At 60.0% G+C, this 25,876-nt stretch carries 30 protein-coding genes; 13 read left to right on the top strand and 17 right to left on the bottom strand.

Annotated elements, in window-relative coordinates; translation table 11 throughout:
• Nucleotides 1-38: 38 nt before the first annotated feature.
• Both argF and AC2FLU_RS05025 read left to right on the top strand, forming a co-directional pair.
• The gene (gene argF / locus AC2FLU_RS05030) at nucleotides 39-965 is read left to right on the top strand and encodes an ornithine carbamoyltransferase (protein WP_496715378.1); all 927 of its coding nucleotides are present in this window, start codon (nucleotides 39-41) and stop codon (nucleotides 963-965) included.
• Between the two features lie 58 nt (nucleotides 966-1,023).
• Nucleotides 1,024-1,368, top strand: a complete 345-nt coding sequence (locus AC2FLU_RS05025) for a 5-carboxymethyl-2-hydroxymuconate Delta-isomerase (RefSeq protein ID WP_496715377.1) — start codon at nucleotides 1,024-1,026, stop codon at nucleotides 1,366-1,368.
• A gap of 28 nt (nucleotides 1,369-1,396) precedes the next feature.
• Here AC2FLU_RS05025 and AC2FLU_RS05020 read toward each other — a convergent pair whose 3' ends face one another.
• Genes AC2FLU_RS05020 through AC2FLU_RS05010 form a run of 3 tightly spaced genes read right to left on the bottom strand, consistent with a single transcriptional unit; the run spans nucleotide 1,397 to nucleotide 2,484 of the window.
• On the bottom strand, nucleotides 1,397-1,546 hold the full coding sequence (locus tag AC2FLU_RS05020; RefSeq protein ID WP_496809004.1) for a hypothetical protein: 150 nt from the start codon (nucleotides 1,544-1,546) through the stop codon (nucleotides 1,397-1,399).
• A gap of 44 nt (nucleotides 1,547-1,590) precedes the next feature.
• Nucleotides 1,591-1,992, bottom strand: a complete 402-nt coding sequence (locus AC2FLU_RS05015) for a hypothetical protein (protein WP_496809005.1) — start codon at nucleotides 1,990-1,992, stop codon at nucleotides 1,591-1,593.
• Nucleotides 1,993-1,995: 3 nt separating this feature from the next.
• Complete coding sequence (locus tag AC2FLU_RS05010) at nucleotides 1,996-2,484, bottom strand: peptidase associated/transthyretin-like domain-containing protein (protein ID WP_496809006.1); 489 nt, start codon at nucleotides 2,482-2,484, stop codon at nucleotides 1,996-1,998.
• 274 nt (nucleotides 2,485-2,758) lie between these two features.
• Here AC2FLU_RS05010 and AC2FLU_RS05005 point away from each other — a divergent pair, with 274 nt between their 5' ends.
• Both AC2FLU_RS05005 and AC2FLU_RS05000 read left to right on the top strand, forming a co-directional pair.
• Nucleotides 2,759-3,754: a pirin family protein gene (locus AC2FLU_RS05005; RefSeq protein WP_496811897.1), complete on the top strand. Its 996-nt coding sequence runs from the start codon at nucleotides 2,759-2,761 to the stop codon at nucleotides 3,752-3,754.
• Between the two features lie 45 nt (nucleotides 3,755-3,799).
• Nucleotides 3,800-4,774 (top strand): 2-dehydropantoate 2-reductase, encoded by a 975-nt coding sequence (locus AC2FLU_RS05000; RefSeq protein WP_480518930.1) that lies wholly within the window; start codon nucleotides 3,800-3,802, stop codon nucleotides 4,772-4,774.
• A gap of 9 nt (nucleotides 4,775-4,783) precedes the next feature.
• On the opposite strand, the gene AC2FLU_RS04995 is transcribed toward AC2FLU_RS05000, so the two are convergent.
• From AC2FLU_RS04995 to hrpB, 3 genes are all read right to left on the bottom strand, one after another.
• A complete protein-coding gene (locus AC2FLU_RS04995; protein ID WP_496811896.1) occupies nucleotides 4,784-6,262 on the bottom strand; it encodes an inorganic phosphate transporter in 1,479 nt (492 codons plus the stop codon).
• Between the two features lie 89 nt (nucleotides 6,263-6,351).
• Complete coding sequence (locus tag AC2FLU_RS04990) at nucleotides 6,352-6,810, bottom strand: NUDIX hydrolase (protein ID WP_496715372.1); 459 nt, start codon at nucleotides 6,808-6,810, stop codon at nucleotides 6,352-6,354.
• A gap of 192 nt (nucleotides 6,811-7,002) precedes the next feature.
• Nucleotides 7,003-9,456 carry an ATP-dependent helicase HrpB gene (hrpB, locus tag AC2FLU_RS04985; RefSeq protein ID WP_496809083.1) on the bottom strand — a complete coding sequence of 818 codons (2,454 nt, stop codon included), beginning with the start codon at nucleotides 9,454-9,456 and terminating at the stop codon, nucleotides 7,003-7,005.
• 173 nt (nucleotides 9,457-9,629) lie between these two features.
• Here hrpB and meaB point away from each other — a divergent pair, with 173 nt between their 5' ends.
• The 5 genes from meaB to AC2FLU_RS04960 all read left to right on the top strand — a co-directional run bounded on the left by meaB (nucleotide 9,630) and on the right by AC2FLU_RS04960 (nucleotide 12,392).
• Nucleotides 9,630-10,601, top strand: coding sequence for a methylmalonyl Co-A mutase-associated GTPase MeaB (meaB, locus tag AC2FLU_RS04980; protein ID WP_480473639.1), 972 nt, complete (start codon nucleotides 9,630-9,632; stop codon nucleotides 10,599-10,601).
• A gap of 232 nt (nucleotides 10,602-10,833) precedes the next feature.
• The gene (rpmB, locus tag AC2FLU_RS04975) at nucleotides 10,834-11,121 is read left to right on the top strand and encodes a 50S ribosomal protein L28 (RefSeq protein ID WP_008756960.1); all 288 of its coding nucleotides are present in this window, start codon (nucleotides 10,834-10,836) and stop codon (nucleotides 11,119-11,121) included.
• Between the two features lie 189 nt (nucleotides 11,122-11,310).
• Nucleotides 11,311-11,460, top strand: a complete 150-nt coding sequence (locus AC2FLU_RS04970) for a hypothetical protein (RefSeq protein WP_480555992.1) — start codon at nucleotides 11,311-11,313, stop codon at nucleotides 11,458-11,460.
• A 69-nt stretch (nucleotides 11,461-11,529) separates the two neighbouring features.
• Nucleotides 11,530-11,880 (top strand): hypothetical protein, encoded by a 351-nt coding sequence (locus AC2FLU_RS04965; RefSeq protein WP_480495098.1) that lies wholly within the window; start codon nucleotides 11,530-11,532, stop codon nucleotides 11,878-11,880.
• A 38-nt stretch (nucleotides 11,881-11,918) separates the two neighbouring features.
• Entirely contained in the window at nucleotides 11,919-12,392 is a 474-nt protein-coding gene (locus tag AC2FLU_RS04960) for a copper chaperone PCu(A)C (RefSeq protein ID WP_496809010.1), read from the top strand.
• Between the two features lie 92 nt (nucleotides 12,393-12,484).
• On the opposite strand, the gene AC2FLU_RS04955 is transcribed toward AC2FLU_RS04960, so the two are convergent.
• Together AC2FLU_RS04955 and AC2FLU_RS04950 are read right to left on the bottom strand one after the other, a co-directional pair.
• Nucleotides 12,485-13,093: an HdeD family acid-resistance protein gene (locus AC2FLU_RS04955; protein ID WP_480495095.1), complete on the bottom strand. Its 609-nt coding sequence runs from the start codon at nucleotides 13,091-13,093 to the stop codon at nucleotides 12,485-12,487.
• A 62-nt stretch (nucleotides 13,094-13,155) separates the two neighbouring features.
• Entirely contained in the window at nucleotides 13,156-13,854 is a 699-nt protein-coding gene (locus AC2FLU_RS04950; protein WP_496809011.1) for an NAD-dependent deacylase, read from the bottom strand.
• A gap of 27 nt (nucleotides 13,855-13,881) precedes the next feature.
• On the opposite strand from AC2FLU_RS04950, the gene AC2FLU_RS04945 reads away from it, so the two are divergent.
• Complete coding sequence (locus tag AC2FLU_RS04945) at nucleotides 13,882-14,325, top strand: low molecular weight protein-tyrosine-phosphatase (protein WP_496809012.1); 444 nt, start codon at nucleotides 13,882-13,884, stop codon at nucleotides 14,323-14,325.
• On the opposite strand, the gene AC2FLU_RS04940 is transcribed toward AC2FLU_RS04945, so the two are convergent.
• From AC2FLU_RS04940 to AC2FLU_RS04930, 3 genes are all read right to left on the bottom strand, one after another.
• Nucleotides 14,322-15,275 carry a LysR family transcriptional regulator gene (locus tag AC2FLU_RS04940; RefSeq protein WP_480473633.1) on the bottom strand — a complete coding sequence of 318 codons (954 nt, stop codon included), beginning with the start codon at nucleotides 15,273-15,275 and terminating at the stop codon, nucleotides 14,322-14,324. The genes AC2FLU_RS04945 and AC2FLU_RS04940 overlap by 4 nt on opposite strands.
• A 65-nt stretch (nucleotides 15,276-15,340) precedes the next feature.
• Nucleotides 15,341-15,649, bottom strand: coding sequence for a hypothetical protein (locus tag AC2FLU_RS04935; RefSeq protein ID WP_480473632.1), 309 nt, complete (start codon nucleotides 15,647-15,649; stop codon nucleotides 15,341-15,343).
• A gap of 173 nt (nucleotides 15,650-15,822) precedes the next feature.
• Entirely contained in the window at nucleotides 15,823-16,737 is a 915-nt protein-coding gene (locus AC2FLU_RS04930; RefSeq protein ID WP_496715365.1) for a hypothetical protein, read from the bottom strand.
• Nucleotides 16,738-17,038: 301 nt separating this feature from the next.
• On the opposite strand from AC2FLU_RS04930, the gene lepA reads away from it, so the two are divergent.
• Complete coding sequence (gene lepA, locus AC2FLU_RS04925; protein WP_496811895.1) at nucleotides 17,039-18,838, top strand: translation elongation factor 4; 1,800 nt, start codon at nucleotides 17,039-17,041, stop codon at nucleotides 18,836-18,838.
• 320 nt (nucleotides 18,839-19,158) lie between these two features.
• Here the strand turns inward: lepA and AC2FLU_RS04920 are convergent, their stop codons facing one another.
• The 6 genes from AC2FLU_RS04920 to AC2FLU_RS04895 all read right to left on the bottom strand — a co-directional run bounded on the left by AC2FLU_RS04920 (nucleotide 19,159) and on the right by AC2FLU_RS04895 (nucleotide 23,319).
• On the bottom strand, nucleotides 19,159-19,677 hold the full coding sequence (locus tag AC2FLU_RS04920) for a helix-turn-helix domain-containing protein (protein ID WP_496811894.1): 519 nt from the start codon (nucleotides 19,675-19,677) through the stop codon (nucleotides 19,159-19,161).
• The gene (locus AC2FLU_RS04915; RefSeq protein ID WP_496811893.1) at nucleotides 19,625-20,029 is read right to left on the bottom strand and encodes a type II toxin-antitoxin system RelE/ParE family toxin; all 405 of its coding nucleotides are present in this window, start codon (nucleotides 20,027-20,029) and stop codon (nucleotides 19,625-19,627) included. The genes AC2FLU_RS04920 and AC2FLU_RS04915 overlap by 53 nt, the downstream gene beginning before the upstream one ends.
• A gap of 300 nt (nucleotides 20,030-20,329) precedes the next feature.
• Nucleotides 20,330-21,052: a hypothetical protein gene (locus AC2FLU_RS04910; RefSeq protein WP_496811892.1), complete on the bottom strand. Its 723-nt coding sequence runs from the start codon at nucleotides 21,050-21,052 to the stop codon at nucleotides 20,330-20,332.
• A 479-nt stretch (nucleotides 21,053-21,531) separates the two neighbouring features.
• Entirely contained in the window at nucleotides 21,532-21,948 is a 417-nt protein-coding gene (locus AC2FLU_RS04905) for a type II toxin-antitoxin system Phd/YefM family antitoxin (protein ID WP_480518955.1), read from the bottom strand.
• 831 nt (nucleotides 21,949-22,779) lie between these two features.
• Nucleotides 22,780-22,917: an entericidin A/B family lipoprotein gene (locus AC2FLU_RS04900; RefSeq protein WP_209505735.1), complete on the bottom strand. Its 138-nt coding sequence runs from the start codon at nucleotides 22,915-22,917 to the stop codon at nucleotides 22,780-22,782.
• 60 nt (nucleotides 22,918-22,977) lie between these two features.
• Nucleotides 22,978-23,319: an ArsR/SmtB family transcription factor gene (locus AC2FLU_RS04895; protein ID WP_480473625.1), complete on the bottom strand. Its 342-nt coding sequence runs from the start codon at nucleotides 23,317-23,319 to the stop codon at nucleotides 22,978-22,980.
• 358 nt (nucleotides 23,320-23,677) lie between these two features.
• Between AC2FLU_RS04895 and AC2FLU_RS04890 the strand changes: the two genes are divergently transcribed.
• Together AC2FLU_RS04890 and clpX are read left to right on the top strand one after the other, a co-directional pair.
• Entirely contained in the window at nucleotides 23,678-24,310 is a 633-nt protein-coding gene (locus AC2FLU_RS04890; protein WP_496811891.1) for an ATP-dependent Clp protease proteolytic subunit, read from the top strand.
• Between the two features lie 132 nt (nucleotides 24,311-24,442).
• Complete coding sequence (gene clpX, locus AC2FLU_RS04885; RefSeq protein ID WP_480473623.1) at nucleotides 24,443-25,711, top strand: ATP-dependent Clp protease ATP-binding subunit ClpX; 1,269 nt, start codon at nucleotides 24,443-24,445, stop codon at nucleotides 25,709-25,711.
• Nucleotides 25,712-25,876: the final 165 nt, after the last annotated feature.

Genomic DNA, 25,876 nt, shown 5'->3' with positions numbered 1-25,876 from the left:
CTGGCCCCCACCGCCCGACCAGCCAAAAGCGAAGCGATATGAATCACTTTCTCGACATCCACAAAACCGATGCCACCGCGTTGCGGTCCATGATCGATCAGGCGGGCGCGATGAAACAGGCGCGTCTGGGCCGTCCCAAGGCCGCCCCTGACGACGAACAGCCGCTGAAAGACCGCATGGTCGCGCTGATCTTCGAAAAGCCCTCGACCCGGACGCGCGTGTCCTTTGACGTCGGTGTACGCCAAATGGGCGGCCAGACCATGGTGCTGTCGGGCAAGGACATGCAGCTGGGTCACGGCGAAACTATTGCCGATACCGCCCGTGTGCTGTCGCGTTATGTCGACATGATCATGATCCGCACCTTCGATGAGACCATCCTGACCGAAATGGCCGAGTATTCCGACGTGCCCGTCATCAACGGTCTGACCGATCGTACCCATCCCTGCCAGATCATGGCCGACGTGCTGACGTTCGAGGAACACCGCGGCCCCATCGCCGGCAAGAAAGTGGTCTGGACCGGTGATGGCAACAATGTCTGCGCCTCGTTCCTGCACGCGGCGGGTCAATTCGGCTTCGATCTGACCTTCAGTGGCCCGGCCCAGCTTGATCCGGAAGAAGAATTCTTGGGGTTTGCCCGCCAGAAGGGTTCCAGAGTCGTCATCGAACGGGACCCACACAAAGCGGTCGAGGGCGCGGATCTGGTGGTTGCCGACACCTGGGTTTCGATGCATGACAGCCAATCCGCCAAGGAACGTCGCCACAACATGCTGCGCCCCTATCAGGTCAACGCTGAACTCATGTCACATGCCAAACCCGACGCGCTGTTCATGCACTGCCTGCCCGCGCATCGTGAGGAAGAAGCAACCTCCGAGGTCATGGACGGCCCGAACTCGGTCATCTTCGATGAGGCCGAAAACCGCCTGCACGCACAAAAGGCCGTAATACGCTGGTGTCTGGGCGTTTAAGATCAACTTGCAGTTTCGAGAGGGCCATCAGGCTCTCTCATGACCCCCGGAGCATTCAATGCCTCACGTTACCCTGGAATTCTCCAAATCTCTGGACGACACCCATGATTTCCAGATGATTTGCGAGCGGCTGCATACCGTTCTCGCAAAACATGATGAAATCGACGCCTCAGCGCTCAAGATCCGCGCCGCGCCGATTGCCTATTCCTACGTCGGAACGCAACCGCAGACCTTCGTGCATGCCACGCTGCTGTTGATGCGCGGACGGGATGAGGCCACGCGGGCCGAGCTTAACGCGATCATTCTGGAAGTTCTGGCCCAGACCATGCCCGAGGTCGGCAGCATCACCGTGCAGGATGTCGAGATGACCCGCGCCACCTATGCAAAGCGGCTGGCAGGTTGACGCGGACCCGGTAGCGTGCCTCGGGGGTTTAACGCCGATGCACCTCCCAAATCCGCAACTTGGCGAGTGTTCCCACGCTCACCAATACCACCAGCGCGCACAGAGCGACCTTGGTCATCGTCTCCATCGTACCTTCGATCAACAGTGCGTGAATGACGCTACCCAGAATGGTTACCATGGCCAGTCCTGCATGGCCCAGGCGCCAGACGCGAAACCGCAAGTTTAGTCGCTGCCAAAAATTCCCATTGCCGCCGCCGCAAAACCCGCCCACATGGCGATGACCCCCCATGTCGAAAAAGGTGTTGCAGACACGAAAAGCAATGCGTCCGCCACATCAGGCGGGCTTGTGATCCACAAGCCGGTCACATGGATCATAATGCTTGCAGCAAGGGCCAAGCCACACCGCCTGTGCCAATGGCGGCTGTTGACCGGAGAAAGTCCGGGCAACCAACGCCCGGCCAGCAAGGGTTGCAGCAGAAGAAGACACATCCCGATGATACCTGCGAAACCGGCGACGATGTAAACCGGCTCTCGCCACGCCAGATAGGGGCTGAAAGCCGCTGCTACGACCGGTACCAGAAGTGCGGCGATCAATGCCGCCCAGATCGCAACGCGCTTTAACACCTGTCAGACAGGTTGCAGCACGAAATGTGCAGCAAGGGTTTTGTCCTTCGCACTCGACATCACAGGGCGCAGGAACACAGTCTCAAATTCACCGCTGTCATAGGCCAGATGCCCGTGCGGTTGACCAAAAGCAGGCACAATCTGAGGCATTTCCAACCGGAATTCTCCGTTCGCATCGGTTAGTGTCGCCCCATGGCTGCGCTGGTCACGTTCATGCCCCTCGGTCGTGTGGGCCCATATCTGGATGCGCTGGCCGGGCAGGGGGGCTCCGTCGCCCGCGCGCCGCACAGTGCCGGTCATCCAGAACCCGCCGCCGCCGATGCGCTTCACGATCGGCGCACCGGGCCTGTAATTGTTCGACCCGCCCCGCATCGACGGTGTCGGCGCAAGACCGGCGGCGTGCGCAGGTGTGAAAATGCCGGTCATACCGGCTGCAAGTGTACCAATCCCTGTCGCAACAAACTTGCGGCGGTTGATTTCGAGTCGGGCCATTGCATCCACTCCTGTCGGTTGAATCCCATCTTCGACTGGCTTCCCTGAACCGGCGACACCCGATGTCCAAAGATAGCACGATTGTTCATGATTCCGAGAGTCGCGAAGGAGCGTGCCAAAATACGCCATTCCACGCCTTTGTGAGTATCTGCAAATCGTTCCAGGGGCTTCACGATCATTGTGCAAAAATGCACTTTTCATGCGATACTTTCCCAATACCTTCAGCATGGGCGAACATGAAGCCGTCTCGCAGGACCAAAAAAGGAGATCAGGATTGAGTTGGAACCCCACCCATGACCCCGAATGCGCCTCCGAAAAAAACGCGCTGGAAACACTCATCATTCCTCGCGCCCGCGATCTGGGCGGGTTCGAGGTGCGCCGCGCGCTGCCCTCGGTCAAACGCCAACTGGTTGGCCCATTCATCTTCTTCGATCAGGTCGGCCCGGCAGAATTCGTCACCGAAGGCGGCATTGACGTGCGTCCGCACCCCCATATCGGGCTGGGAACCGTCACTTACCTCTATCAGGGCGAATTCGAACATCGCGACAGCCTCGGCACTCACCAGATGATTTACCCCGGCGAGGTCAACTGGATGGTTGCAGGCCGTGGCGTGACCCATTCCGAGCGCACCAGCGAAGAAACGCGCGGTAAAGGCCACAAGCTTTTCGGCATTCAGACCTGGCTTGCCCTGCCCGAAACGCAGGAGGATATGGCCCCCGAGTTCGAACACCACAAGCAAGGTGCGCTGCCCCATATCCAAGACAGGGGCGTCAGCGCACGGCTGATCCTCGGCACTGCTTATGGCGAATCCAGCCCCGTGACGATGCTGTCCGAGACCTTTTATCTGGATGTTGAACTCGCCCCCGGCGCGACTTTCCCGCTGCCCGACGACCATGAGGATCGCGGTGTCTATGTCACGCAAGGATCAATCGAGATTGCTGGCGACACATTCGACGAAGGCCGCATGATGGTGTTCCGCCCCGGTGACAGGTTGTCGGCCCGAGCGGGTCCGCAGGGTGCGCGGCTGATGCTGCTGGGCGGCGCTACCCTGAATAAGGATCGCTATATCTGGTGGAATTTCGTGTCATCCTCGAAAGAAAAGATCGAGACGGCGATTCATGAGTGGAAAAGCGCCGATTGGGTCAGTGGCGCGTTCCACCTTCCGGCAGGGGATAACCGCGAATTTATTGCCATTTCGGAACAGCTTGAGCGCACAAAGCCCCGGCTGGCCCGCCCGCGAGCGGCGTCAGGGGCGGGTGGGCTTGTGTAACCGTCCGTTTGCGGTGATCCTTTCTGGTATACCAGAGGGGGTATCATGAAACTTGTCATCGCAGGCGCGGGCAGCATCGGCTGCTACTGCGGCGGTTTACTGGCCCGCTCGGGGCATGCGGTGACCTTGCTGGGCCGTGCCCGTGTACTGGACCCCATCCGCGAACATGGGCTGACGGTCACGAATTACGATGGCCTCAATTACCATGTTGCGGCGGAAGCCCTGACACTCAGCACGGATCCCGCCTGCCTGGATCAGGCCGAGCTGGTCATTGTCACCGTCAAATCCGGGGCAACGGCGGATATGGCCGGTCATATCGCGGACGCCGCCTGTCGGGATGCGCCCGTCCTGTCCTGGCAAAACGGGATCGAGAATGCGGCGACCCTGCGCAAGGCGCTGCCCGGTCGCGATGTGCGCGCGGGAATGGTCCCCTTCAACGTGGTCCCGAACGGCCCCGCCACCTATCACCGGGCCACATCAGGCGAAATTGTGATCCAGAACGGCCCCGGCGACCTGGCCACCGCCCTCAGCAGCCCGGACCTGCCCGTTATCGCAAGTGACCGGATCGAGGCGGTGCAATGGGGCAAGCTGGTGATCAACCTGAACAACGCGCTGAACGCGCTGTCAGGCCTGCCGCTTGTGGATCAGCTGCTCAGCCGTGACTGGCGCAACCTCATGGCCGACCAGATGGCCGAGGCGCTGTCCGTTCTCAAGGCGGCCGGGCATCCGGTGGCCTCGACAACGCCGCTTCCGGCGTGGCTGACGCCGCATATCCTGCGCCTGCCGACACCTTTGTTCAGCCGGATCGCGGCGCGGATGCTCACCATCGACCCCACCGCCCGGACCTCGATGGCCTACGACCTGATGGCCGAGCGGCAAACGGAAATCGACAGCCTTCAGGGCCATATCATTCGGCTGGGACATGAAACCGGGGTGCCCACCCCCCTGTGCACAAAAGTGTCAGACCTGATCAAACACGCGCCTGATCATCCGCTGTCCCCGGAACAGATCAGGCTCTGATCCCGGTCGTCAGACGAGGCCGGTCAGTATCCAGAAAATCATGGCCGACATGGCGGCGGCGGCGGGCACGGTCACGACCCAGGCTGCAATGATCGTCATGAAATGCGACCGCCGCACCAGCTTGCGCCGCCGGAATTCTTCCGGGGCCAGCTTCTGCGCTGTCGCGTTTCTCCCATTGTTCTGTTTCCGCCTGCGATCCGCCTGCCATTCGCGATAGAACCCGACGCCAAAGATTGCGCCAACGGCGATATGCGTGGAACTGACCGGCAGGCCCAGCCAGCTGGCCACAATGACAGTGATCGCCGCCGACAGTGCGACGCAAAAGGCCCGCATCGGGTTCAGCTTGGTGATCTGGCTGCCGACCATCCGGATCAGCTTAGGCCCGAACAGAAACAGGCCGAACGATATCCCGAACGCGCCGATGATCATCACCCATAACGGGATCGAAACCTTTTGGGCGAAATCTCCGAACTCAGCCGCGTGTACAATCGCCGCCAGAGGGCCGACCGCGTTGGCCACATCATTGGCGCCGTGGGCAAAACTCAGAAACGCGGCCGATATCACCAATGGCAGGCCGAACAGGGTTTTCAGCGACCGGGTCCGGTTCTCCATCCCCTCGGATTTGCGGCGTACCCAGGGAACCGTCAGCGCCCAGACCAGCACGCCGCTGCCCAGACCGATCAGCAGCGCCACCTCCAGTTCGATCTTCACGATCCGCTTCAGACCCTTGACCGACAGATAGGTGGCAAACGCTGCCGCCATCACCGCCACAAGGATCGGCACCCAACGCCGCGCGGCGGCGATCTTGTCGTCCTGATACTGGATCTTGGTCTTGATCAGCGCCAGGAACCCAGCCGCGATCACGCCGCCAAGAACCGGAGAGATCACCCAGCTGGCCGCAATCGCGCCCATCGTGCCCCAGCTCACCGCGCTCAGACCGGCAGCGGCAATCCCCGCGCCCATGACCCCGCCCACAACCGAATGCGTTGTCGACACCGGCGCACCGATCCAGGTCGCCAGATTGACCCACATGGCGGACGAGATCAGCGCCGCCATCATGGCCCAGATGAACACATTGGTGTTCTGCACCGAGGCCGGGTCGATGATCCCCTTCGAGATGGTCGAGACGACGTCGCCTCCCGCAAGCAAAGCGCCCGCGCTTTCGGCAACGGCGGCGATCACGATGGCACCGCCCATGGTCAGCGCGTTCGCACCCACCGCGGGACCCATGTTGTTGGCCACGTCATTGGCACCGATGTTGATCGCCATATAGGCTCCGAACGCGGCGGCAGCCACGACGATATAGGTGCCGTCGGCCCGACCGAACAGCACCGCCGCCATCAATCCGGCAAGCACCATGAACGCCAGTGCAATTCCCGGCGCCAGCAGCGGGCGGGCGACATGAAGATTGGCGATTTCTACGCGCGAGATGCGTTGCAGGTCGCTGTCAAGCGACTGCCAGCGCGGTTTTGAATTTGTGTCAGACATGGGCTTGGTCAAAGTTTCGCAGATCGCCCGCAGCTAACGGTTTCCCGGTTCAGGGGCAAGCGCGCAGCCATCAAATTGTTGCGAAACGGCTACATCTGTCGCAGCAGCGCCTGCAACTCGAGCTCCTGCACCCGTTTGGCGGCTTCTGCCGGTGAAAACCACTGACGTTTGCGCTTATCCACTTCGGGAAAATCATCGGCAAGTTCTCGCACGGAAACCCGGTAGACGCGAGTCAGGACCGACTGTGCTGATCCCCCCTTGAAGATCTTGTCATAGGTGAATTGGCCGATGGGCTCCTTGTCGACCGCTTCTGCACGCACGCCAGCCTCTTCCCACGCCTCCAGCAGGGCCGTCTCCAACCCGTCCAGACCATTGACAGGCCAGCCCTTCGGGATGATCCAGCGCCCGGTTTCGCGGCTGGTGATCAGCAGAACCTCGTCCTGATCCTCGTGCTTGCGCGTGCACAGGGCCGCAAACTGCACCCTTTGGGGACGCAGGAATAAGGGGCGTCCGACCTCTTCCCAGATATTTTGCAGCCAAGCACTCATGATATGTTCTTCAAATCCTGTTTCTGTCTTCGAAACCTGTGTGACGTAACAACAATAATGCCAGACTTCAATGAAATGTCCGCTTATTTCTGATTATGACCGGTTCTTCGGTCAATCTACTGTGATTTGTGAGATTTCGTGCAACAGCCCCGAAAGCCTGAGCCGCTTGCCGGAAGCAACGCGGCAATGGGTCTATTCCTGCCTGCGTTTGGCCCTCAGCGTCGGGTCGGCCTGTGTCGGGTCTTCGGGCCATGGATGTTTGGGGTATTGCGCCCGCATATCCTTGCGCACATCCGCATAAGACCCGGCCCAGAACCCCGGCAGATCGCGGGTAATCTGGATCGGGCGCTGCGCCGGGGACAGCAGCGTAATCTTCAGGGGCTGTCCGCCAACCACCGGATGCCGGGTCACTCCGAACAGCTCCTGCAACCGAACCGAGATTTCGGGGACCGCCGCGCCATAATCGATTGGTACCTTGCGCCCCAGGGGTGTTTCAAACGATCCCGGCGCGCGCCGGTCCAGTTCCTGGGTCTGGACCCAGTCCAGCCGCGCGCGCAAGGCGGGCAGCGGGTCGAACCGTTTCCAGTCCTCCGCGCTTTTGACACCGGACAGCATCGGCAACAGCCAGTCGTCCAGCTCGGCCATCAGACCCTCGACCGAAAAGTCGGGCAGGTCCACCCCGTCGGCGCGCACCAGTTCCACCCGCGCGGCCAGCCGTGCGGCGGCCCCGTCCAGCCGCAATCCCAGATCGCGCACCCCGTCCAGCATCGCACGCGCCACGGCGGCGTCCGGGACATCCTTCCAGATGCGGTCGTCCAGCGTGATCGCCCCAAACCGCTCCTGCTGTCGTGACACAACTCGCCGCTCACGTTTTGACCAGGCGCAAACCTCGGCCCAATGGATCTGGTCCGCGAACAGTTCGCGGATCTCGCGTTCCGAAATCTGGGTGGCCATCCGCACTTTTGCCTCGCGCGGGTTTCCATCGGTGTCGGTGACAACCAGAAAAGGCGCCGCCGCCAGCGAATCGCCGCTGTCCAGCACGACACCTTTGCCCCCCGACAACACATAACGCGGCGCATCGCCCTTGCGCCGCTGCCCGATACGGTCGGGATAGGCGAGGGCGGCCATGGCAGCAGCGCTCAGATCATCCGTCTTGCTTCCGGCCTGTTTCCTCAACCGCTTGGCCTCGGCATTGATCCGATCCACGGCGCCCATGTTCACCTGCCAGACCCGGTTGCGCTGAAAGGTGCGCACATCCCGCAGTGCCTCTTGCCGCAAGGCGATATCCACCGGCGCGCCGCGCAGGGGGTCGCGCTCGGCCATCAAGGCGGCCAAAGGCGCGGCACTCGGTCCGGCCCGCACCAGCATATGCCCCAGCCGGGGATGCAACGGCAGCGCCGCCAGCGCCCGCCCGTGTTCGGTGATCCGCCCCTTGCCGTCCAGCGCGCCCAGCATCGCCAGAAGGGCGCGCGCCTCGGCCATCGCGCCTTCGGGTGGCGGGGTCAGAAAGGCCAGATCGGCGGCATCCGCGCCCCACAGCGCCAGCTCCAGCGCCAGCCCGGTCAGATCGGCGGCTTCAATCTCGGCAGGCGGGTACGCGGCCAGCGCGCCATCCTCCCCCTTTGACCACAGCCGGTAACACAGCCCCTCTGCCACACGGCCCGCACGACCCGCGCGTTGCGTGGCCTCGGCCCGTGTCACCCGCTCGGTCACCAGTCGGGACATGCCCGAGCCCGGATCAAACCGTGCCCGCCGCGCTTGCCCCATATCCACCACCACCCGGATATCGGGGATCGTCAGCGAGGTTTCGGCAATCGACGTCGCCAGCACCACCTTGCGCCCGGTCTCAACCGGGGAAATCGCTGCGCGCTGGGCCGCAAAGGGCATGGCTCCGAACAGCGGGCGCACCGTGCAACTGGCGGGCAGGCGTCCGGTCAGGGCTGCTTCAGCCCGCCGGATTTCACCTTCACCGGGCAGAAACACCAAGATCCCGCCACCGGTGGCGCGGGTCTCGCGCTCGGCCTCAACGACCAGATCGACCAATGCATCCAGCCGCCGTGCCTGAGGCCCCAATGGCCGGTCCAGCCAGCGCATCTCGACAGGAAAACTCCGCCCTTCCGACGTAACCAGCGGCGCGGCCATCAGGCGCCCCACCGGGTCCGCGTCCAATGTGGCCGACATGGCCAGCAGAATCAGATCGTCCCGCAGCGCGCCCGTGACCTCAAGGCACAGGGCCAACCCCAGATCCGCGTTTAATGAACGTTCGTGGAATTCATCAAAGATCACCGCCCCGATGCCCGGCAGGTCAGGGTCCGATTGCAGCATTCGGGTCAGAATGCCCTCGGTCACCACCTCGATCCTTGTGTCTTTTGACACTTTCGCATCGCCCCGCACGCGGTAGCCAACACTCTGGCCCGCGCGCTCTCCCAGCGTCTCTGCCATCCGCTCTGCCGCGGCCCGTGCCGCCAGCCGCCGCGGCTCCAGCATCACGATCCTGCCGCCGCACAGACCCGCCTCCAGCATCGCCAGCGGAACCCGCGTGGTCTTGCCCGCACCGGGCGGTGCTTGCAGCACGGCCCGCCCCTGCGTCCGCAGGGCGTCCAGCAGGCCGGGTATGGCATCGTCTATAGGCAGGCGTAGGGTCATCCGGCCCTTATCCGCGATCCCGCAGGTGGCGTCCAGTTTCCGCGCGCACATCAGCAAATCGCCCCGCACGAAATGACGCAGGCTGCGCGATCTTCGCACTTCCTGCCGCCTCCGGTCTGGACAAACGCCCCCCAAGCACGGCAACTGTTCCTGCCTCTAGGAACGGGACAAGAATGCAGACAGACAGCCTGAGCGACAGAATTCTGAAGGGCGAGCGCCGGGCGCTGGCGCGTGCGATCACCCTTGTTGAAAGCAATCGCGCCGATCACCGGGCACAGGCCAGCGACCTTCTGGCACAGCTTGCCGGTTCGGGGCGTCAGGCGCTGCGCATCGGTCTGTCTGGCACACCCGGCGTGGGCAAGTCCACCTTCATCGAAAGCTTTGGCATGATGCTGACAGGGCAGGGGCTGCGCGTTGCGGTTCTGGCGGTCGATCCCAGCTCGGCCCGCTCGGGCGGCTCGATCCTGGGCGACAAGACCCGGATGGAACGCCTGAGCCGCGAGCACAACGCCTTCATCCGGCCCTCTCCCAGCCAGAGCCACCTTGGCGGCGTCGCCCGCCGCACCCGCGAGGCCATCGCCCTGTGCGAGGCCGCAGGCTATGACGTGGTGTTGATCGAAACCGTGGGCGTGGGACAGTCGGAAACTGTGGTGTCCGAACTGTCAGACCTGTTCCTGCTGCTGCTGGCCCCGGCGGGTGGGGACGAGTTGCAGGGCGTCAAGCGCGGCATCATGGAAATGGCGGACATCATTCTGGTCAACAAGGCCGATGGCGACCTGAAAGCCACCGCCACCCGCACCTGCGCGGATTATGCCGGCGCACTGCGGCTGCTGCGCAAACGCCCGCAGGACCCCGAAGGCTTCCCCAAGGCAATGACCGTTTCCGCCGTCGAAGAACACGGGCTGGAACAGGCCTGGGACGAAATGCAAACCCTGACCCAATGGCGCCGCGACACCGGTATCTGGGAGGCAAACCGCGCTGCCCAGGCCCGCTACTGGTTCGATCAGGAGGTCCGCCACGCCCTTCTCGCCCGTCTCGATACACCGCAGGCCCGCGCCGAGATGGAGCGCCTGAATGACGAAGTCTCGCAGGGACGACTCAGCCCGGCGGTTGCTGCCGGACAACTTCTGGACACGCTCGGCTGAAGGGCCGTCATGGCCGCTTCACCTTTTGCCAAATACTCTCGCCAACGGCATGGCCCGTCCGGGCCATTCCTGCATGGCAGGCAAAATGAAAGATTTCGCGCGGCCCGTCTTGACCCTCCGCGCGATTCCCACTACACGCATCCAACCAGTTTTCGGGCGCGACTTCGGGTTGCGCCCCTTGTGATTTGGCCGCGGGTACCTAGCCCGGCCTCCAGAAACAAAGGAAGAAACCATGTCGCGCCGTTGCGAACTGACCGGAAAAGGCCCGATGACTGGCAACAATGTCAGCCACGCCAAAAACAGAACTCGTCGTCGTTTTCTGCCGAACCTGAACGACGTTACCCTGCAGTCCGAAACTCTGGGCCGTGGCGTCAAGCTGCGCATCTCGGCGGCTGCGCTGCGTTCGGTTGACCACCGCGGTGGTCTGGACGCGTTCCTGGCCAAAGCCAAGGACGATGAGCTGTCGGCAAATGCTCTGAAAGTGAAGAAAGAAATCGCCAAGGCGCAAGCTTCGGCCTAAGGTCTTTCACTTAACAGTTTTTCAGGCCCTGCACCATATCGGTGCGGGGCCTTTTCTGTTGGGCCAGTCCCTTTCGGCCTCCATTGTTTTCAATATGGAACTAATTTTTCGCCATTGGTGAACTTCTTCACATACAGGTTTCCGAATCTGACCTAACGTCACTGTCATCCATCAGGCGGGGGCCAAATTATGACGTTAAAAAGTTTTTATCTTTTCCTGTTTCTGGCCGCGGTATTCCGCAAGGCGATTACAACCTGCACACGGATGCAGCGCTGGGTGAACCGGTCCCATACCAGCTTCACCACAGACAGGGTGAAAAGACCCGGACTGGATTATTGAAAAACAGCTTCAAGCGCGACCCTTTGGCGCTTGAAGCTTTTCCCGTTGCTGACCTATAGCTGGGTCAGAATGAGACCTTCTGTTACCAGATTTCTGCCTTATGTGCTAACCCTTCTGCTGGTTCTGACCGGGCAGGGGCTGGCCATGTCGCGCGGTATGGACAAGGCGGTGGGTCAGATGGTGCTGTGTACGGGCACCGGCCCGGTTGTCGTCTATATGGACGAAAACGGGCAACCGACCGCCCCGCCGCATTACTGCCCGGACTACGCAATATCCTTGCTGGGGGCCGTTGCGGTTGCCGAACAGGCACTGCCAGCCGCGCCGGAACAGGCGCAACCAGCACCGCTGCGGCATCTGGGCAACCAGATCGCCCTTCCGGTTCCCGCAACCCCGGCCCGCGCGCCTCCTGTCAGCGTTTGAAACCCACCCTTTTCAAACCTTTATACAGGAGAGGCACGATGTCCCTCAAAACCACTCTGCTCGCAACCCTGGCCTCCGTGTCGCTGGCCATCCCCGCCTTTGCCGAAGGCACCATCACGGTTGACGACGCCTATGCCCGGTCCTCGGGCAAGACCGCCATCGCCGGTGCTGCGTTCATGATGATCCATAATCAGGGTGACGCGGATGACCGGCTGATCGGTGTAACCTCGGACGCGGCAGCGCGTGTTGAATTGCACACGCACCAGGTCGATGAAAACGGCGTGGCCAAGATGGTGCATGTCGAAGAAGGATTTGCCATTCCAGCCGGTGAAACCCACATGCTGAAACGCGGCGGCGACCATGTGATGTTCATGGGGCTGACGGCCCCGTTCGAACAGGACGCCAAGGTGCAGGTCACGCTGATCTTTGAAAAGGCAGGCGAGGTTGAGATCGAGATTCCCGTGGATCTGGAGCGTCAGGACAAAGGCGGCCACGGATCACATTCGAACTAAGGCAACGCCTGTCTTCGGGCCGCGCGGCAGCCCTCATCCATGCGTCAGGCCGGGCTTTGCCCGGCCTGTTTTCCATGCGGCCGCGGATGGCGTTATTTGTTGATGGTTTTCAGGCCGACACGGTCGCCCGCCTGATGGAATCGCGAGGCCAGCCAGAACATGACAGCGGCCATGGCCAGCGCCGAGAATGCGATACCCCAGCCCAGCGCAACCAGCGCCACCGCAGGCCAGATCATCAGGACAAGCCCGACGACAAGCGCGACAAATCCCGAAACGCGCATGGAACCGCGTTGCGGGTCACTTGGATGCATCTGCCCGGCAGCCGCCAAGGATCCGATCCCGATGATCAGCGCCCATGCGCCCAACAGGAAAAACGCCAGTTTCACCGTGCCTTCCGGCCAGATCAGCAGGACAAGCCCGATCAGAAGCGCGCCGATCGCAGCACCTCCCAGCACCCCGCGACGGCCAACACCCAAAAGCGTCAGCCCACCGTCGAGGATCAGCAACACACCGACCAGCCGCAGCAGCAGCGCGATGCTGCCCGATGGCCAGAACAGGGCCGCGATGCCCACAAGCCCGGCCAGCACCCCGCGCAGCAGAAAAGTCCACCACAGGCTGGACAGCTGTTCCCCCAGCATGTCACGCCCGGCCATGCTGCTGTCATCCAGGATTTCACCGGTGCGGGGGTCTTGATCAGTCATGGCACATCCTCCAGTCGCTATTGCAGATAGTGTACACAAATTAAGCCAGCGTTGTCTGTAGCTTAAGAATTTCCCGCAAGAAGCTGCCCGACCCATCGCGGAACCGTTTCGGATGCCCTGCCGACAATGCGCTCGTCAAAGCCCGACGGCCCGGGCGTCGGCTCCAGATTGATCTCGACCGTCCGCGCACCCGCCGCCTGCGCCTCGTGAACAAAGGCCGCCGCCGGATAGACCTGACCCGAGGTGCCGATGGCGGCAAAGATCGACGCGCTGGCAAGGTGGTCGTAGATGTCGTCCATGTAATAAGGCATCTCGCCGAACCAGACCACATCGGGCCGGGCGGTGGGCTGGCCGCAGGCGGGGCACGGCTCGGCGACGGCCATCTCGGGCGGGGCGGGCCAGCGATGATCGCACCCGGAACACAGGGCACCCGCCAATGTGCCATGCATGTGGATGACACCCGTCGCACCGCCTGCTTCATGCAGGCTGTCTACGTTCTGGGTTACGATCACGACCTCTGCGTGCCAGCCCTGCTGCAACCGGGCCAGCGCCATGTGGGCCGCGTTGGGCTGCACGGCGGCGGCCTGAACGCGGCGTGCATTGTAAAACCCCTGCACCAAGGCGGGATCGCGGACAAAGCCCTCGGGTGTGGCCACATCCTCAATCCGGTGCTGTGCCCACAGCCCGCCTTCGTCGCGGAAGGTGCTCAGCCCGCTTTCAGCAGAAATCCCGGCCCCGGTCAGAATGACGATCTTTCCCATATCCCCTCCGCGCGTTACACCTTGGCCATGACACACCGTATCCTCTTTGTCTGCCTGGGCAATATCTGCCGCTCTCCCGCGGCCGAGGGCGTCTTTCGCGCCCGCGCACCGCATCATGCAACCGACAGTGCCGGAACCATGGGCTGGCACGCGGGCAATCCGCCCTATGGCCCAATGCAGAAGGCTGCAAACTGCAGAGGCATTGACCTCGGCGACCTGCGCGCGCGCCAGTTCACCGTTGCTGATTTCGACCGGTTCGACCTGATCATCGGTATGGATGCCCAAAACATCGCCGATATCGAAGACCTGCGCCCGTCGGGCAACGGCACGCCGGTTCGCCTGCTAACGGATTTCGCCCCTCAGACCGGTGCCGATCACGTACCCGATCCGTATTACACGCGGGATTTCGACGGCGCGCTGGACCTGATCGAAGCGGCGGTTGACGGGCTTGCCGCCCATCTGGACACCTAGCCGCCGGTCACCCGCAACTGGCCGCTCAGCCAGGGCAGCTTGGCAACCGCCGGGTCCACGATCTGGTTCTGCATCAGACGCCGGGTCATGCCCGCAACCTCCTGCGGGACCTGATCGGACCACTCGGTGCGCGCCAGCAGCGATATGTTGCGCGAGAATTCCCCGAACGGGGCAGGGTGCGCCTCCAGCCCCTCATGGAACCGCGCCGCGCGCATAAAGCCCAGCGGCGTGGTGATTGCCCAGCCCAGACCCCGCGCCACCATGGCCATCAGCGCCATGTGCGAGCCGATCTCGAACCGTTCCTCGAACACCTGCGACCGGCGCGCCAGATGCGCCTCGATCTGGCGGCTGATCAGCTGCTCGCGGGCATAGCGCAGAAACGGCAGCCGCTCCTGCACGGCCTCGACCCCGCCCGATCCCTGCGGCGCCACCAGAATGAACGGATCATGGACCAGCGGGTATTCGACCACCCCCTCCAGCACTTCGCCGCTATGGGCGGTGACCGCCATGTGCAGGCGCTGCTCGGCCAGCGCCTCGAACAGATCAAGGCTCGACAGGGTGATCAGCTTGAATTTCGACCGCGTCAGGCTGTCGGCCAGCAGGGTGGCCAGCCGGGGCGTCAGGTCATTGTCGAAATCGTCGATCAGCCCGATCGACAGCGTGGTCAGATGCCCCAGATCCATGACCGACAGCTCGCTCTGGGCCATGTGCAGCTCGGCCAGAACCGCCTCGGCCCGTGCAAGGAAACTGCGCCCGGCCTGCGTCAGCCGCATCGGCCGCCGCCCGTGATCGACCAATTCGGTCCCCAGCGCGTTTTCCAGATTGCGCAATTGCTGCGAAACGGATGGCTGGCTGAGTCCCGTGATCTCGGCGGCCTGCGCCACCGATCCCGTCCGCGCCAAAGCCTCGAACACTTCAAGGCCCCGCAGAGTCAGCCCTTTCATTACCATACAATACACCTTTCGCTGCGCCTTTCTGGGGCGCAGCGTGGATCAGGTCAAGCATTCTGAACGGGTTAGCTGCAGATCGCCTGCGCCATCTGGCCAAAGTTCTGGTACCGGTCCCACAGCGCATCATCGCGCGCGGATTTCGACATCTTCAGCACCTGCGCCTGATGGGGGTCCTTGAACCATTTCGCCACGGTCTTCTGATCGCTGCGCGTCAACGCCTGATCCGCCACGCGCTGAATGCAGCTGCACCGGTCCCGCGTCGCGGCCGAGCGGTCCGACGCCATGCACGCCTGCCTGATCTGCGCCGCATCCGCGACCTGAGCCACCGCCGTCAGCGATGCCGCACAAAATGCGATAATGAGGAACTGTTTCATACTCGAGCCTCGTTTTTGCCTGCCCGGACGGGTCTGACGCCCCTCTCGGTCTGCGGCGGAGTATGAATCAAACGGGCGCGCGGATCAATCATACGTTGCGAAAAAGTGATTACACGGTCCGGAAACGATACATCCCCACCACCCCCGTAGGCCGGGCTTCAGCCCGGCACCGGTCAGGACAGGAACGGCAGCCAGTCTTCGATGGCTTTGATCAACGCTTCAATTTTCTCTGGATAATTTGCAGCATACCCTGCTCCTGTCGCAGGAATACCCCACTTGATCAAAGTATCTACCGTAAGATCGCCTTTGCCTGCACACCATTTTAGGAATCCTGCCAATCCAGCTTTGAGTTTGCCCAGAATTGCTTCAATCCACTCACGAGCAGGGCATTCCTCTTCCAAAGCCGTCGAGAGTTCTTCGGCAGCTTCCCAGATCAAGGTTATAGCGCCGGACAAACGTTCATCTTCGATGCTCTCAGGAGGGTTGTTCCCTCCGATACCGTGGCGTGCTGAGGTTCGAACCGTCAGGCTGCCTTTGATGTCCGATAAGGCTTTCTCGACTTCCCATCGCGCCCGAATTTTTTCGATTTCGTCTGAAACCGCTTTAGGTCCGTCTTTCCAAATTGTATCGTGAATCTGAGCTACTCTCCGCTGGAGTTCCAAATCAACTGGCGAGCCATCCACAAATCCTCGATACCAAGTTTGCCAAAATGCCCATTCTGGTTCGTCGTAACTCCAGTAGCTTAATAGCGGTAGATATTCGGGCTGATTGGAGAGTACCCATTGATCAGGCTCTTCTGCTGTAGCGTCATTGTTGGCCCAAAGCGGCACATTGAAGTCGAGGTCAGCTTCCGGCACAAAATGGATAAGTTCGTTGTTGCTATAGCGGAGAGATTCCCAACCAGAAGAACCGGTTAAGATTAATGAAATCCCGTCTGCAAGTGCAGCCACCGCATCATCTTGATCGGAAATAATGCTGAAACCCGGGGCGCAGATACCAAGTAACACTTCTTCTGAAAATCGGGCTAAGGAATCCATGTCGGCCAAAGGCCCTGTGCTCGATGTGTTCTTACTGGCTTTTTTTGCCACCTCACATGCTCCAAAGCGAAGAAACTTGAGTCTTCATCTCCAGCTACGCAATTGACCAGTGCACGTAGAACAACAAGCAACCACTCATCGAATTCTTTTTCGCTGACAACACTCGATCGAACCGGTGTTCTGGATAGACCTAAAGCGCGCAAGCTCTCTCTACTTGCGACCGTTCTTGCTTGCTGAAAAACTAGATCGTCAAATGCAATCATCGGACCCCCATTTTATACGAATAACTTGCTAGGCTGCGGCTAACATGATGCCTTGACCAACCCACGATTCCTCTACATATCCCCAACCCATGACAGACCTCGCTCATATCCGCAATTTCTCCATCGTCGCGCATATCGACCATGGCAAATCCACCCTTGCTGACCGGCTCATCCAGGAGACCGGGACAGTGCAGGATCGTGACATGAAGGAACAGCTGCTCGACAGCATGGATATCGAGCGCGAGCGTGGCATCACCATCAAGGCCAACACGGTTCGCATCGACTATACCGCCGATAATGGCGAGACATATGTGCTGAACCTGATCGACACCCCCGGCCACGTGGATTTCGCCTATGAGGTCAGCCGGTCGATGCGCGCGGTCGAAGGCTCGCTGCTGGTCGTTGACAGCACCCAGGGGGTCGAGGCGCAGACGCTGGCCAACGTCTATCAGGCCATCGACGCCGATCATGAGATCGTGCCGGTCCTGAACAAGATCGACCTGCCCGCGTCCGATTGTGACCGCGTGGCCGAACAGATCGAGGATGTGATCGGCATCGACGCAAGCGACGCCATCCGGGTCAGCGCCAAGACCGGGCAGGGCATCCACGAGACGCTGGAAGCGATCGTGCACAAACTGCCCGCGCCGCAGGGCAATCTGGACGCGCCGCTCAAGGCGATGCTGGTGGATTCGTGGTACGACGCCTATCTGGGCGTCATCGTTCTGGTCCGGATCATGGACGGCACGCTGAAAAAGGGGATGCGGGTCAAGTTCATGTCGAACGGCACTCTGCACCATGTCGACCGCGTCGGTGTCTTCCGCCCGGAAATGCAGATGATCGACAGCCTCGGCCCGGGTGAGATCGGGTTTCTCACCGCCTCGATCAAGCAGGTCCGCGACACCCGTGTGGGCGACACCATCACCAATGACCGGGGTGGCGCCGAAGTCGCCCTGCCGGGCTTCAAACCCGCACAGCCGGTGGTGTTCTGTGGCCTCTTCCCGGTGGATTCATCCGAATTCGAAGACCTGCGCGACGCGATCGAGAAGCTCGCGCTGAACGACGCCTCATTCTCGTATGAGATGGAAACCTCGGCCGCGCTTGGCTTTGGCTTCCGCTGCGGCTTCCTTGGCCTGTTGCACCTCGAGGTCATCCGCGACCGGATCGAGCGTGAATACGATATCGACCTCATCACCACCGCGCCCAGCGTGATCTATCACGTCTACATGAAAGACGGCGTGATGATCGAGCTGCACAACCCCGCCGACATGCCCGACCTGTCCAAGGTCGACCATCTTGAGGAACCGCGCATCAAGGCGACCATTCTGGTGCCCGACGAATATCTCGGCGACGTGCTGAAACTCTGCCAGGACCGCCGCGGCATCCAGATAGACCTGACCTATGCGGGCCAGCGCGCCATGGTCGTCTACGACCTGCCCCTGAACGAGGTCGTCTTTGACTTCTACGACCGCCTGAAATCGGTGACCAAGGGCTATGCCAGCTTCGACTACCAGATGACCGGCTACCGTCAGGACGCGCTGGTCAAGATGTCGATCCTTGTGAATGACGAACCGGTCGATGCGCTGTCGACCATGGTTCACCGCGACCGGGCCGAGATGCGGGGCCGCGCGATGTGCGAAAAGCTCAAGGACCTGATCCCGCGCCACATGTTCAAAATCCCGATCCAGGCCGCCATCGGCGGCAAGGTCATCGCCCGCGAGACCCTGTCCGCCCTGCGCAAGGACGTGACCGCCAAATGCTACGGCGGCGACGCCACCCGGAAACGCAAACTGCTGGACAAGCAGAAGGCGGGGAAAAAGAAGATGCGCCAGTTCGGAAAGGTGGATATCCCGCAGGAGGCGTTTATTTCCGCACTAAAAATGGACAGCTAAGGCTGTCCATTTTTTCTCGTTTGATGCCTTTAGAAATTACAGCTTAGTTACCATTCTCAGAATCGTTTAACGCCATTTCGATTTCTTCAACCTTGGATGGGTCGATTGGTATAGGGCCGACGGTTTTTTCGTATCTTTCAAGGGCTTTCGAGATCGTAACCGCTAGTAGTTTTAGTGTTCGATGCGTCATGAATACGCCAACTTGAGGGTGTTGTTGGCCATCGGTTCCTTCTAACGAGAACACCATCTTACAGCTGTTGTCGTTTAAGTTGAATCCGACTCCGTCAGTCGGATGAAAGCGAAAGTCGGGGTTTTGGTTTTCAGTGGACATATATTTGTTTTGCCTCGGTTGAAGACATTGTTGCGGAGATTGTTGACTGGTTTGGCTTAGTCTTGGGACGACCCGAATCAAGGTAAAACATCTTAGTACGTTGTACGGGGGTCGCAGTGCTAATCTGAATCTTTTGGTCGAGTTTCAGGTTGTCATCAGGGAATGAAGAAACTTTTTTATCCAGACGTTCCGTGCGCACTTCTTCTACCAGCTCGCTAAAGCTGACTAGCTTGATGCTTACCGCCACGTCCAATGCTGACGCGATACGCCGCAATGAGCTTATTGATACGTTTGTGCACGAGTTCTCCAAGACCGATATTCGCGCTTGCTTCATGTCTGCGGCTTCCGCTAGTTGAGACTGCGTCCAACCTTTTTGATTGCGCAACGCGTTGATTTGTGCTGCGAGCCGATTGCCAATTGTGTTTTCGACGTATGCGTCTCTGTAGGCTTTGGATCTAAGGCGTTTCCAGATCACCTTCATCCGGCCAATAGTCTTTTGTTGATCCATAGCCGTCCTCAAAATCCTTCTTTCGCTGTTCTGCACTTTTTATGTCTCCCTTAGGTATCTGCCCGCCTTTTTCTATAGCGCCAACTAGAAGAATTATTCGTTTTTCTCGTTCTATAACGCAGAGAGGTCTGAGTTGCTTTTTCTGGCCTCTGACTTTCAATTCGCGAACTGATGAGGTTTTGTATTTTTTGACCCATTCAGGTGGTAGTGCGTCTTGAATAGCTTCGATTGCTTCGATTTTCGCGTCCAGCGCGGCTCGGTCGCTGTCAGTCAATTTGTTTGACGCTGCCCATTCGTCAAACGGGCATTTGCCGTTAGGCAGTACATACTTTTCAACCCTCCAAGTTGTCATCTTCGCCTGTATATTATGGGTTCAGCTGCCTATTGTGAAGGGATTATAATAATAAAGTGATAATGTAAAGGTCGTGCTGTGCTGCCTAAGTAAGGTGAAAAAGTAGAACTGACGCGCCAATCCACCACTCCCCAATTTCCCGACCCCAAACAAACACGCATGGACAGGCTGTGTCCGGTGGCGGGCTGAAGCCCGCCCTACGGGGTGGGGCTGGTTGGGCGGTTGTACCTGCGCTTGCGCCGTTAGGGTTCTGGCCGTTTGGGGCCCTCAAGTCTGCGGGTCAACCGTCGGACCCACACCTCACCCGCGCGGCACCAGATGCAACCACTGCATCGGAAAACCGCGTCCCTCGGACAGGATCGGCCATTTGAAATCATCCCCCAACCGGATGATTTCATCCATCTCGGACGTGTCGCGCACGCTTCCGTCCACATAGGCGACATCAAAATACCCGGCGCAGAACGCTTCGATCGCTTTCAGTTTCGCATCGCCATCCTCGACCATCTGGGGGTGCAGTTCGATCAGGAATTCCGATCTGCGGAAATGCGTCAGAAAATCTTCGGTCAACAGGCGGAATTCAACGCCCTCGATATCGATCAGAAAGAAGATGTCCGCCGGGTCGGGGGCCACGCTTGCGATATTTTCAACCGTGTCCGTCAGCGCATCCCCAAACACCGTCACGCGGTCGCCCACGCCGTTATGTTCCGCCGTTTCCCGGATCACATCCCGGCCTTTTGCTGAAACCTCAAAGCACACGCTTTTTTCAAACTGCCCGGCGGCCACCAGCCCGACGCCCCAAAAGCCGTCCGCCGCCCCGATATCCACCAGCACCGGCTTGTCCGAGTTGCTCAGCACCTTCAGGTTCTGCTGCTCATACAGGCCAAAGATTTTAGTGGCCGTATCCGAATGCCCGCCCCAGAATGCGTTTTCGACAAAGCGAAACCCCTTCATCGGCCCGCACAGCACCTGTCCGCGGCTTTGTTCCAGCACGAACAGCGAAAACTCGTTGCGGAACCTGCGCACAATGCTCTTGAACTCTCGATGTTGTCGCTTTGGAAATCGCATCTTGTGTTTAGGGCTTTTCATGTTGGATCGGGCGCCCCGGATGAGGGCAGTTGCCTGAAATCCCTGTTTAAGTTGTGGCGGGCGGTGTTGGAAGGAAAAACGCAATGCGCAATACCGGGCAGGATGGGGATTTCTTCTTGTCCACCTTTCCCGCGCATAAACCCTTGATGAAGTTTCCTTCACGCAGGTTGCAACCGCCGCGCGCGCATCCAATCTCAATAACAGGCCAGCACGGCCTGCACCCCAAAGAAGGGTGCCGATCATCAGATCAGAGAATTCCGTAGCCTGCGCACCGGGACTGTTTTCGACCCCGTTCCGGCCCGTCAGGTGAACCGAAGCGTTTCCGGCCCGGTCGGGTTGTTAAGGGGTATGAGCCGCGGTTGCTCACGGATTGCGGCGGAGGGGGTGTTGGTACCACCGCCGGGCCGGAACGCTTCTCAGAAACGGAACCAGCGTCTCCATCGTGCGGAGGCAGGCCGGGCGGCCAGTTCACCGCCTGCGACAGGATCCAGACCGCCCCGCGCCAGAATGCGGCGTTCCTCGGCGCGGGTCATCTGGATCTCGCGGACCTTCAGCGCGGCCTCGCGCGCGGTGACATAGCGGCCGTCCGGTCCCGGTTCCATACCGGGGATGTTGCGCCCCTTCGACCACATCCCGCGCAGCCCCGACAGCGGGTGTTTCCATCCGATCTCCTCATCATCCTGCAACTGCCAGATCCGGTTGGCCTCGGTCATCGAGACCAGCGCGGCCAGCGGCTTGCCGTGTCGGGTCAGGATGATCACCTCGCGCGGGTCCTGGGCGCGGGTGATCAGCGGCCCCAGATGGGCGCGGGCATAGGAAATGGTGCAGCGCATCGGCGAATCTCCGTCTGTACGATTCGTAAGATTGGGGGTCCGAGCGTTGTACAAATCGCACAATTTTGGCCTAACGGGCCGCGCGGAGCGTTTTGCACCCGCAGCATCGCCCGGATTTCGGGGATGAGGGTTATGTCCGGATTTTTCCGCCCTCAACCCTTCGCGGGATGGGCATTTCTCAGGTTATCCACAAAATTCTCCCGCCGGATATCAACATCTTATCCCCGTCTAATTTTCATGCTGCAGTGCTATTTTCTTGTCCGATGCAGGGCGTGGTGCAACAGTCATCTCACCGCACAGGGTCTTCGGAACCGGGGCGGGACGCAAAGGCCAAGGGGGTCTGGGCAGAGGAAGGCGGATCTTAGGATTTGCGTTTAACTGCAAAGGCTTACCGGTGGGTGATCAGCCAGATATGGGTCTCAGACCCAGGTCGGGTGGCCATCTTCTCAGACGGCCAATGCATGTCGCGATGAACCTTAGGGGACAAAGCGGCGGCTACAGCCTCTCAGGGGGCTGGGGCGACTGGATCGGAGTGCTCCTCGGGGTACGTCGACCCGGTAAGGCGTCAGGGCGTATCCGAAAGGGTACATGCAAAGACCGCGTCTGCGCACCTGACGCCTTTTCCTTTGCCGAAATTCGGTTTCATACAGGCTACCACTCACCCCTGCCGAATGGGAACGGGGCTCTCCTGCGTGCGCGAAAGAGCCCCGATTTTGTGTCAGATATGCAATGCCGCGTCTATGCACCTGTAGGGCTAGACTACTGCGTATGGGCGCACTCTTCAACCATATATTGCGTTAATGTTCGGCCCGCCCGCAAGATAAGCGTGTATTACAGGCTTTCCTGCACGTCCGAAGCTGCGTTCTGGATTGCATCCCCGGCCTTTTCGATATCTTTGCCCGCGCCTTTGGCGGTTTCGCAGGCGGTCAGTGCAAACAGGCTCAGGCCAATCAGAATTACGCGGATCATGTGTGTCTCCTCAGTGCTCGATACGGATTCGGTAGCACCTTTCTCGACACCAAGCCAGAGCTAGCCTTTGTCCTCACCGCAGAACAGCTCGTACACCACCTCAAGCATCCGGCGCGGGCGGTCATCGGCCAACCGGTAGAAGATGGTTTTGCCCTCTCTGCGCGGTATCACAAGCCCCTCCAGACGCAGGCGGGAAAGCTGTTGCGAAACAGCGGCTTGTCTGGCGGACAACAGCTCCTCCAGCTCGGTAACCGACTTCTCACCGGATACCAGGTGGCACAGGATCATCAGCCGGCCTTCGTGACTGATTGCCTTGAGGAAGTTGGACGCGCGTGTCGCATTATCGACCATACGATCCAGGTCGTGTTGCGACATGTCCTGAGACAGCTGTGGAAGTGCCATCGAAAGTGTTCCTTGTGAACCCGTTGACCGGGCGTAGTTTCCGTAACGTAAAGTTCGTCGCCTGCGAGCCACTTCAGTACATGTTTCGATCAATTATTGCTATATGTATGAATCAAAAAACCGTGATTAAAAAAGGGGAACCCGCAGCCGTTTTCCCCGCAGCCCCTTTAGCGGGCGCAATCATGGATAGGGTACTGCTGCGGGACAGCGGCAGGTGTGACAATCTTATTGACGGCGATCCACATTCATTCCGCGTTCTCACCGACACCCCCTTGCAGCCCCCCGGAGCCAACACTAAGACTCAGGTAACACTTGTTGGGATAATGTCCCGATCCACAGCAAAACAGGCAGGTTACGAATGTTCGATCCCGTAGATACCTACATGAATACGCTTGTCCCCATGGTCGTTGAACAGACCAGCCGGGGCGAGCGCGCGTATGATATTTTCTCCCGCCTGCTGAAAGAGCGGATCATCTTCATCAACGGCCCGATTCACGATGGCATGAGCCATCTGATTGTGGCGCAGCTGCTGCACCTTGAGGCGGAAAACCCCAACAAGGAAATCTCGATCTACATCAACTCGCCCGGTGGCGTGGTGACCAGCGGTTTGTCGATTTACGATACAATGCAGTATATCAAGCCGAAATGTTCCACATTGGTGATCGGTCAGGCGGCCTCGATGGGATCGGTTCTGCTGGCCGGTGGCGAGAAAGGGATGCGCTTTTCGCTGCCCAACAGCCGGATCATGGTGCACCAGCCCAGCGGCGGATATCAGGGCCAGGCCAGTGATATCATGATCCACGCGGCCGAGACGCAAAAACTCAAGGATCGCCTTTATGATATCTATGTACGTCATACCGGGCAGACGAAAAAAGCAGTTGAAAAAGCGCTGGACCGTGACAATTTCATGAGCCCGGAAGAGGCCAAGGAATGGGGCCACATCGACGAGATCGTGGAAAACCGCGCAAAAACGGACGCGGATGAGGTCTGAGTTCCGGAGCCTGCGTTACCGGCGCAGGAACCATTTTGAGATTGTAGCGGCCAAAACGCTGGCCTAAGCTGCACGAACAGGCGAAAACGCATCCCCGCCGGGGGTGCTGGGATGAGGCCCGAAAGGTAGATCATGGCGACGAATTCAGGCGGTGACGGGAAAAACACGCTCTACTGCAGCTTCTGCGGCAAAAGCCAGCATGAGGTGCGCAAGCTGATCGCAGGCCCGACCGTTTTCATCTGTGATGAATGTGTCGAACTTTGCATGGACATCATCCGCGAAGAGACCAAAGCCAGCGGGCTGAAGTCTTCGGACGGCGTTCCGACGCCCAAGGATATCTGTGAGGTGCTGGACGATTACGTGATCGGCCAGTCCACCGCAAAACGCGTCCTGTCGGTTGCGGTCCACAACCACTACAAACGTCTGAACCACGCCCAGAAGGCGGGCAATGATATCGAACTGGCGAAATCCAATATTCTGCTGATCGGCCCCACCGGCTGTGGCAAGACGCTGCTTGCGCAGACACTGGCCCGGATACTGGATGTTCCCTTTACCATGGCCGATGCCACCACGCTGACCGAAGCCGGTTACGTGGGCGAGGATGTTGAAAACATCATTCTCAAGCTGTTGCAGGCCAGCGAATACAATGTCGAACGCGCGCAGCGCGGCATCGTCTATATCGACGAAGTCGACAAGATCACCCGCAAATCCGAGAATCCGTCGATCACGCGCGACGTGTCCGGTGAGGGCGTGCAGCAGGCTCTGCTGAAACTGATGGAAGGCACCGTGGCCAGCGTTCCGCCGCAGGGCGGCCGCAAACACCCGCAGCAGGAGTTCCTGCAGGTGGACACCACGAATATCCTGTTCATCTGTGGCGGTGCTTTTGCGGGTCTGGACAGGATCATTGCACAACGCGGCAAGGGCTCGGCCATGGGCTTTGGTGCCGATGTGCGTGACAATGACGAGCGCGGCGTGGGTGAGATCTTCAAGGATCTGGAACCCGAAGATTTGCTGAAATTCGGCCTGATCCCCGAATTCGTGGGCCGTCTGCCGGTTCTGGCAACGCTTGAGGATCTGGACGAAGAAGCGCTGGTCACCATCCTGACCAAGCCAAAGAACGCCTTGGTCAAGCAATACCAGCGCCTGTTTGAGCTGGAAGATGTTGAGTTGGGCTTCACCGATGACGCGCTGAAGGCAATTGCCAAGAAGGCCATCGAGCGCAAGACCGGTGCACGCGGCCTGCGATCTATTCTCGAGGATATCCTGCTGGACACCATGTTCGAACTGCCGGGCATGAAAAATGTCAGCGAGGTTGTGGTGAACGAAGAGGCGGTGATGTCCGACGCGCAGCCGCTGTTCATCTATGCCGATGCGGCCAAGGAATCGGCCTCGGCGGGTTGAGGCCGGGCTTTTTGCCGCGACGGTGGGACTTCAGTTGAACCGGTTCAGGGGGCTCTGCCCCCGCCGCCCTTCGGGCATCTCCCCCGGGATATTTATAGCCAGATGAAGCTGGGGATCCGTCGCTCGCACGCGAAGGCATGCGCGGTCAGGCGGCGGGAGCTTAAG

The organism is Ruegeria sp. SAZD013 (assembly GCF_059612525.1).
Note: the sequence above shows the minus strand (reverse complement) of the source record. Positions and strands in the feature narration are given on the sequence as shown.

What these genes read in the sequence shown, in the direction of transcription:
- argF (WP_496715378.1), top strand. Translation starts at nt 39, where the DNA reads ATGAATCACTTTCTCGACATCCACAAAACCGATGCCACCGCGTTGCGG.
- AC2FLU_RS05025 (WP_496715377.1), top strand. Translation starts at nt 1,024, where the DNA reads ATGCCTCACGTTACCCTGGAATTCTCCAAATCTCTGGACGACACCCAT.
- AC2FLU_RS05020 (WP_496809004.1), bottom strand. Translation starts at nt 1,546, where the DNA reads ATGGTAACCATTCTGGGTAGCGTCATTCACGCACTGTTGATCGAAGGT.
- AC2FLU_RS05010 (WP_496809006.1), bottom strand. Translation starts at nt 2,484, where the DNA reads ATGGCCCGACTCGAAATCAACCGCCGCAAGTTTGTTGCGACAGGGATT.
- AC2FLU_RS05000 (WP_480518930.1), top strand. Translation starts at nt 3,800, where the DNA reads ATGAAACTTGTCATCGCAGGCGCGGGCAGCATCGGCTGCTACTGCGGC.
- AC2FLU_RS04995 (WP_496811896.1), bottom strand. Translation starts at nt 6,262, where the DNA reads ATGTCTGACACAAATTCAAAACCGCGCTGGCAGTCGCTTGACAGCGAC.
- AC2FLU_RS04990 (WP_496715372.1), bottom strand. Translation starts at nt 6,810, where the DNA reads ATGAGTGCTTGGCTGCAAAATATCTGGGAAGAGGTCGGACGCCCCTTA.
- hrpB (WP_496809083.1), bottom strand. Translation starts at nt 9,456, where the DNA reads ATGACCCTACGCCTGCCTATAGACGATGCCATACCCGGCCTGCTGGAC.
- meaB (WP_480473639.1), top strand. Translation starts at nt 9,630, where the DNA reads ATGCAGACAGACAGCCTGAGCGACAGAATTCTGAAGGGCGAGCGCCGG.
- rpmB (WP_008756960.1), top strand. Translation starts at nt 10,834, where the DNA reads ATGTCGCGCCGTTGCGAACTGACCGGAAAAGGCCCGATGACTGGCAAC.
- AC2FLU_RS04970 (WP_480555992.1), top strand. Translation starts at nt 11,311, where the DNA reads ATGACGTTAAAAAGTTTTTATCTTTTCCTGTTTCTGGCCGCGGTATTC.
- AC2FLU_RS04965 (WP_480495098.1), top strand. Translation starts at nt 11,530, where the DNA reads ATGAGACCTTCTGTTACCAGATTTCTGCCTTATGTGCTAACCCTTCTG.
- AC2FLU_RS04960 (WP_496809010.1), top strand. Translation starts at nt 11,919, where the DNA reads ATGTCCCTCAAAACCACTCTGCTCGCAACCCTGGCCTCCGTGTCGCTG.
- AC2FLU_RS04955 (WP_480495095.1), bottom strand. Translation starts at nt 13,093, where the DNA reads ATGACTGATCAAGACCCCCGCACCGGTGAAATCCTGGATGACAGCAGC.
- AC2FLU_RS04950 (WP_496809011.1), bottom strand. Translation starts at nt 13,854, where the DNA reads ATGGGAAAGATCGTCATTCTGACCGGGGCCGGGATTTCTGCTGAAAGC.
- AC2FLU_RS04945 (WP_496809012.1), top strand. Translation starts at nt 13,882, where the DNA reads ATGACACACCGTATCCTCTTTGTCTGCCTGGGCAATATCTGCCGCTCT.
- AC2FLU_RS04940 (WP_480473633.1), bottom strand. Translation starts at nt 15,275, where the DNA reads ATGGTAATGAAAGGGCTGACTCTGCGGGGCCTTGAAGTGTTCGAGGCT.
- AC2FLU_RS04935 (WP_480473632.1), bottom strand. Translation starts at nt 15,649, where the DNA reads ATGAAACAGTTCCTCATTATCGCATTTTGTGCGGCATCGCTGACGGCG.
- lepA (WP_496811895.1), top strand. Translation starts at nt 17,039, where the DNA reads ATGACAGACCTCGCTCATATCCGCAATTTCTCCATCGTCGCGCATATC.
- AC2FLU_RS04920 (WP_496811894.1), bottom strand. Translation starts at nt 19,677, where the DNA reads ATGGATCAACAAAAGACTATTGGCCGGATGAAGGTGATCTGGAAACGC.
- AC2FLU_RS04915 (WP_496811893.1), bottom strand. Translation starts at nt 20,029, where the DNA reads ATGACAACTTGGAGGGTTGAAAAGTATGTACTGCCTAACGGCAAATGC.
- AC2FLU_RS04905 (WP_480518955.1), bottom strand. Translation starts at nt 21,948, where the DNA reads ATGCGCTGCACCATTTCCTATGCCCGCGCCCATCTGGGGCCGCTGATC.
- AC2FLU_RS04900 (WP_209505735.1), bottom strand. Translation starts at nt 22,917, where the DNA reads ATGATCCGCGTAATTCTGATTGGCCTGAGCCTGTTTGCACTGACCGCC.
- AC2FLU_RS04895 (WP_480473625.1), bottom strand. Translation starts at nt 23,319, where the DNA reads ATGGCACTTCCACAGCTGTCTCAGGACATGTCGCAACACGACCTGGAT.
- AC2FLU_RS04890 (WP_496811891.1), top strand. Translation starts at nt 23,678, where the DNA reads ATGTTCGATCCCGTAGATACCTACATGAATACGCTTGTCCCCATGGTC.
- clpX (WP_480473623.1), top strand. Translation starts at nt 24,443, where the DNA reads ATGGCGACGAATTCAGGCGGTGACGGGAAAAACACGCTCTACTGCAGC.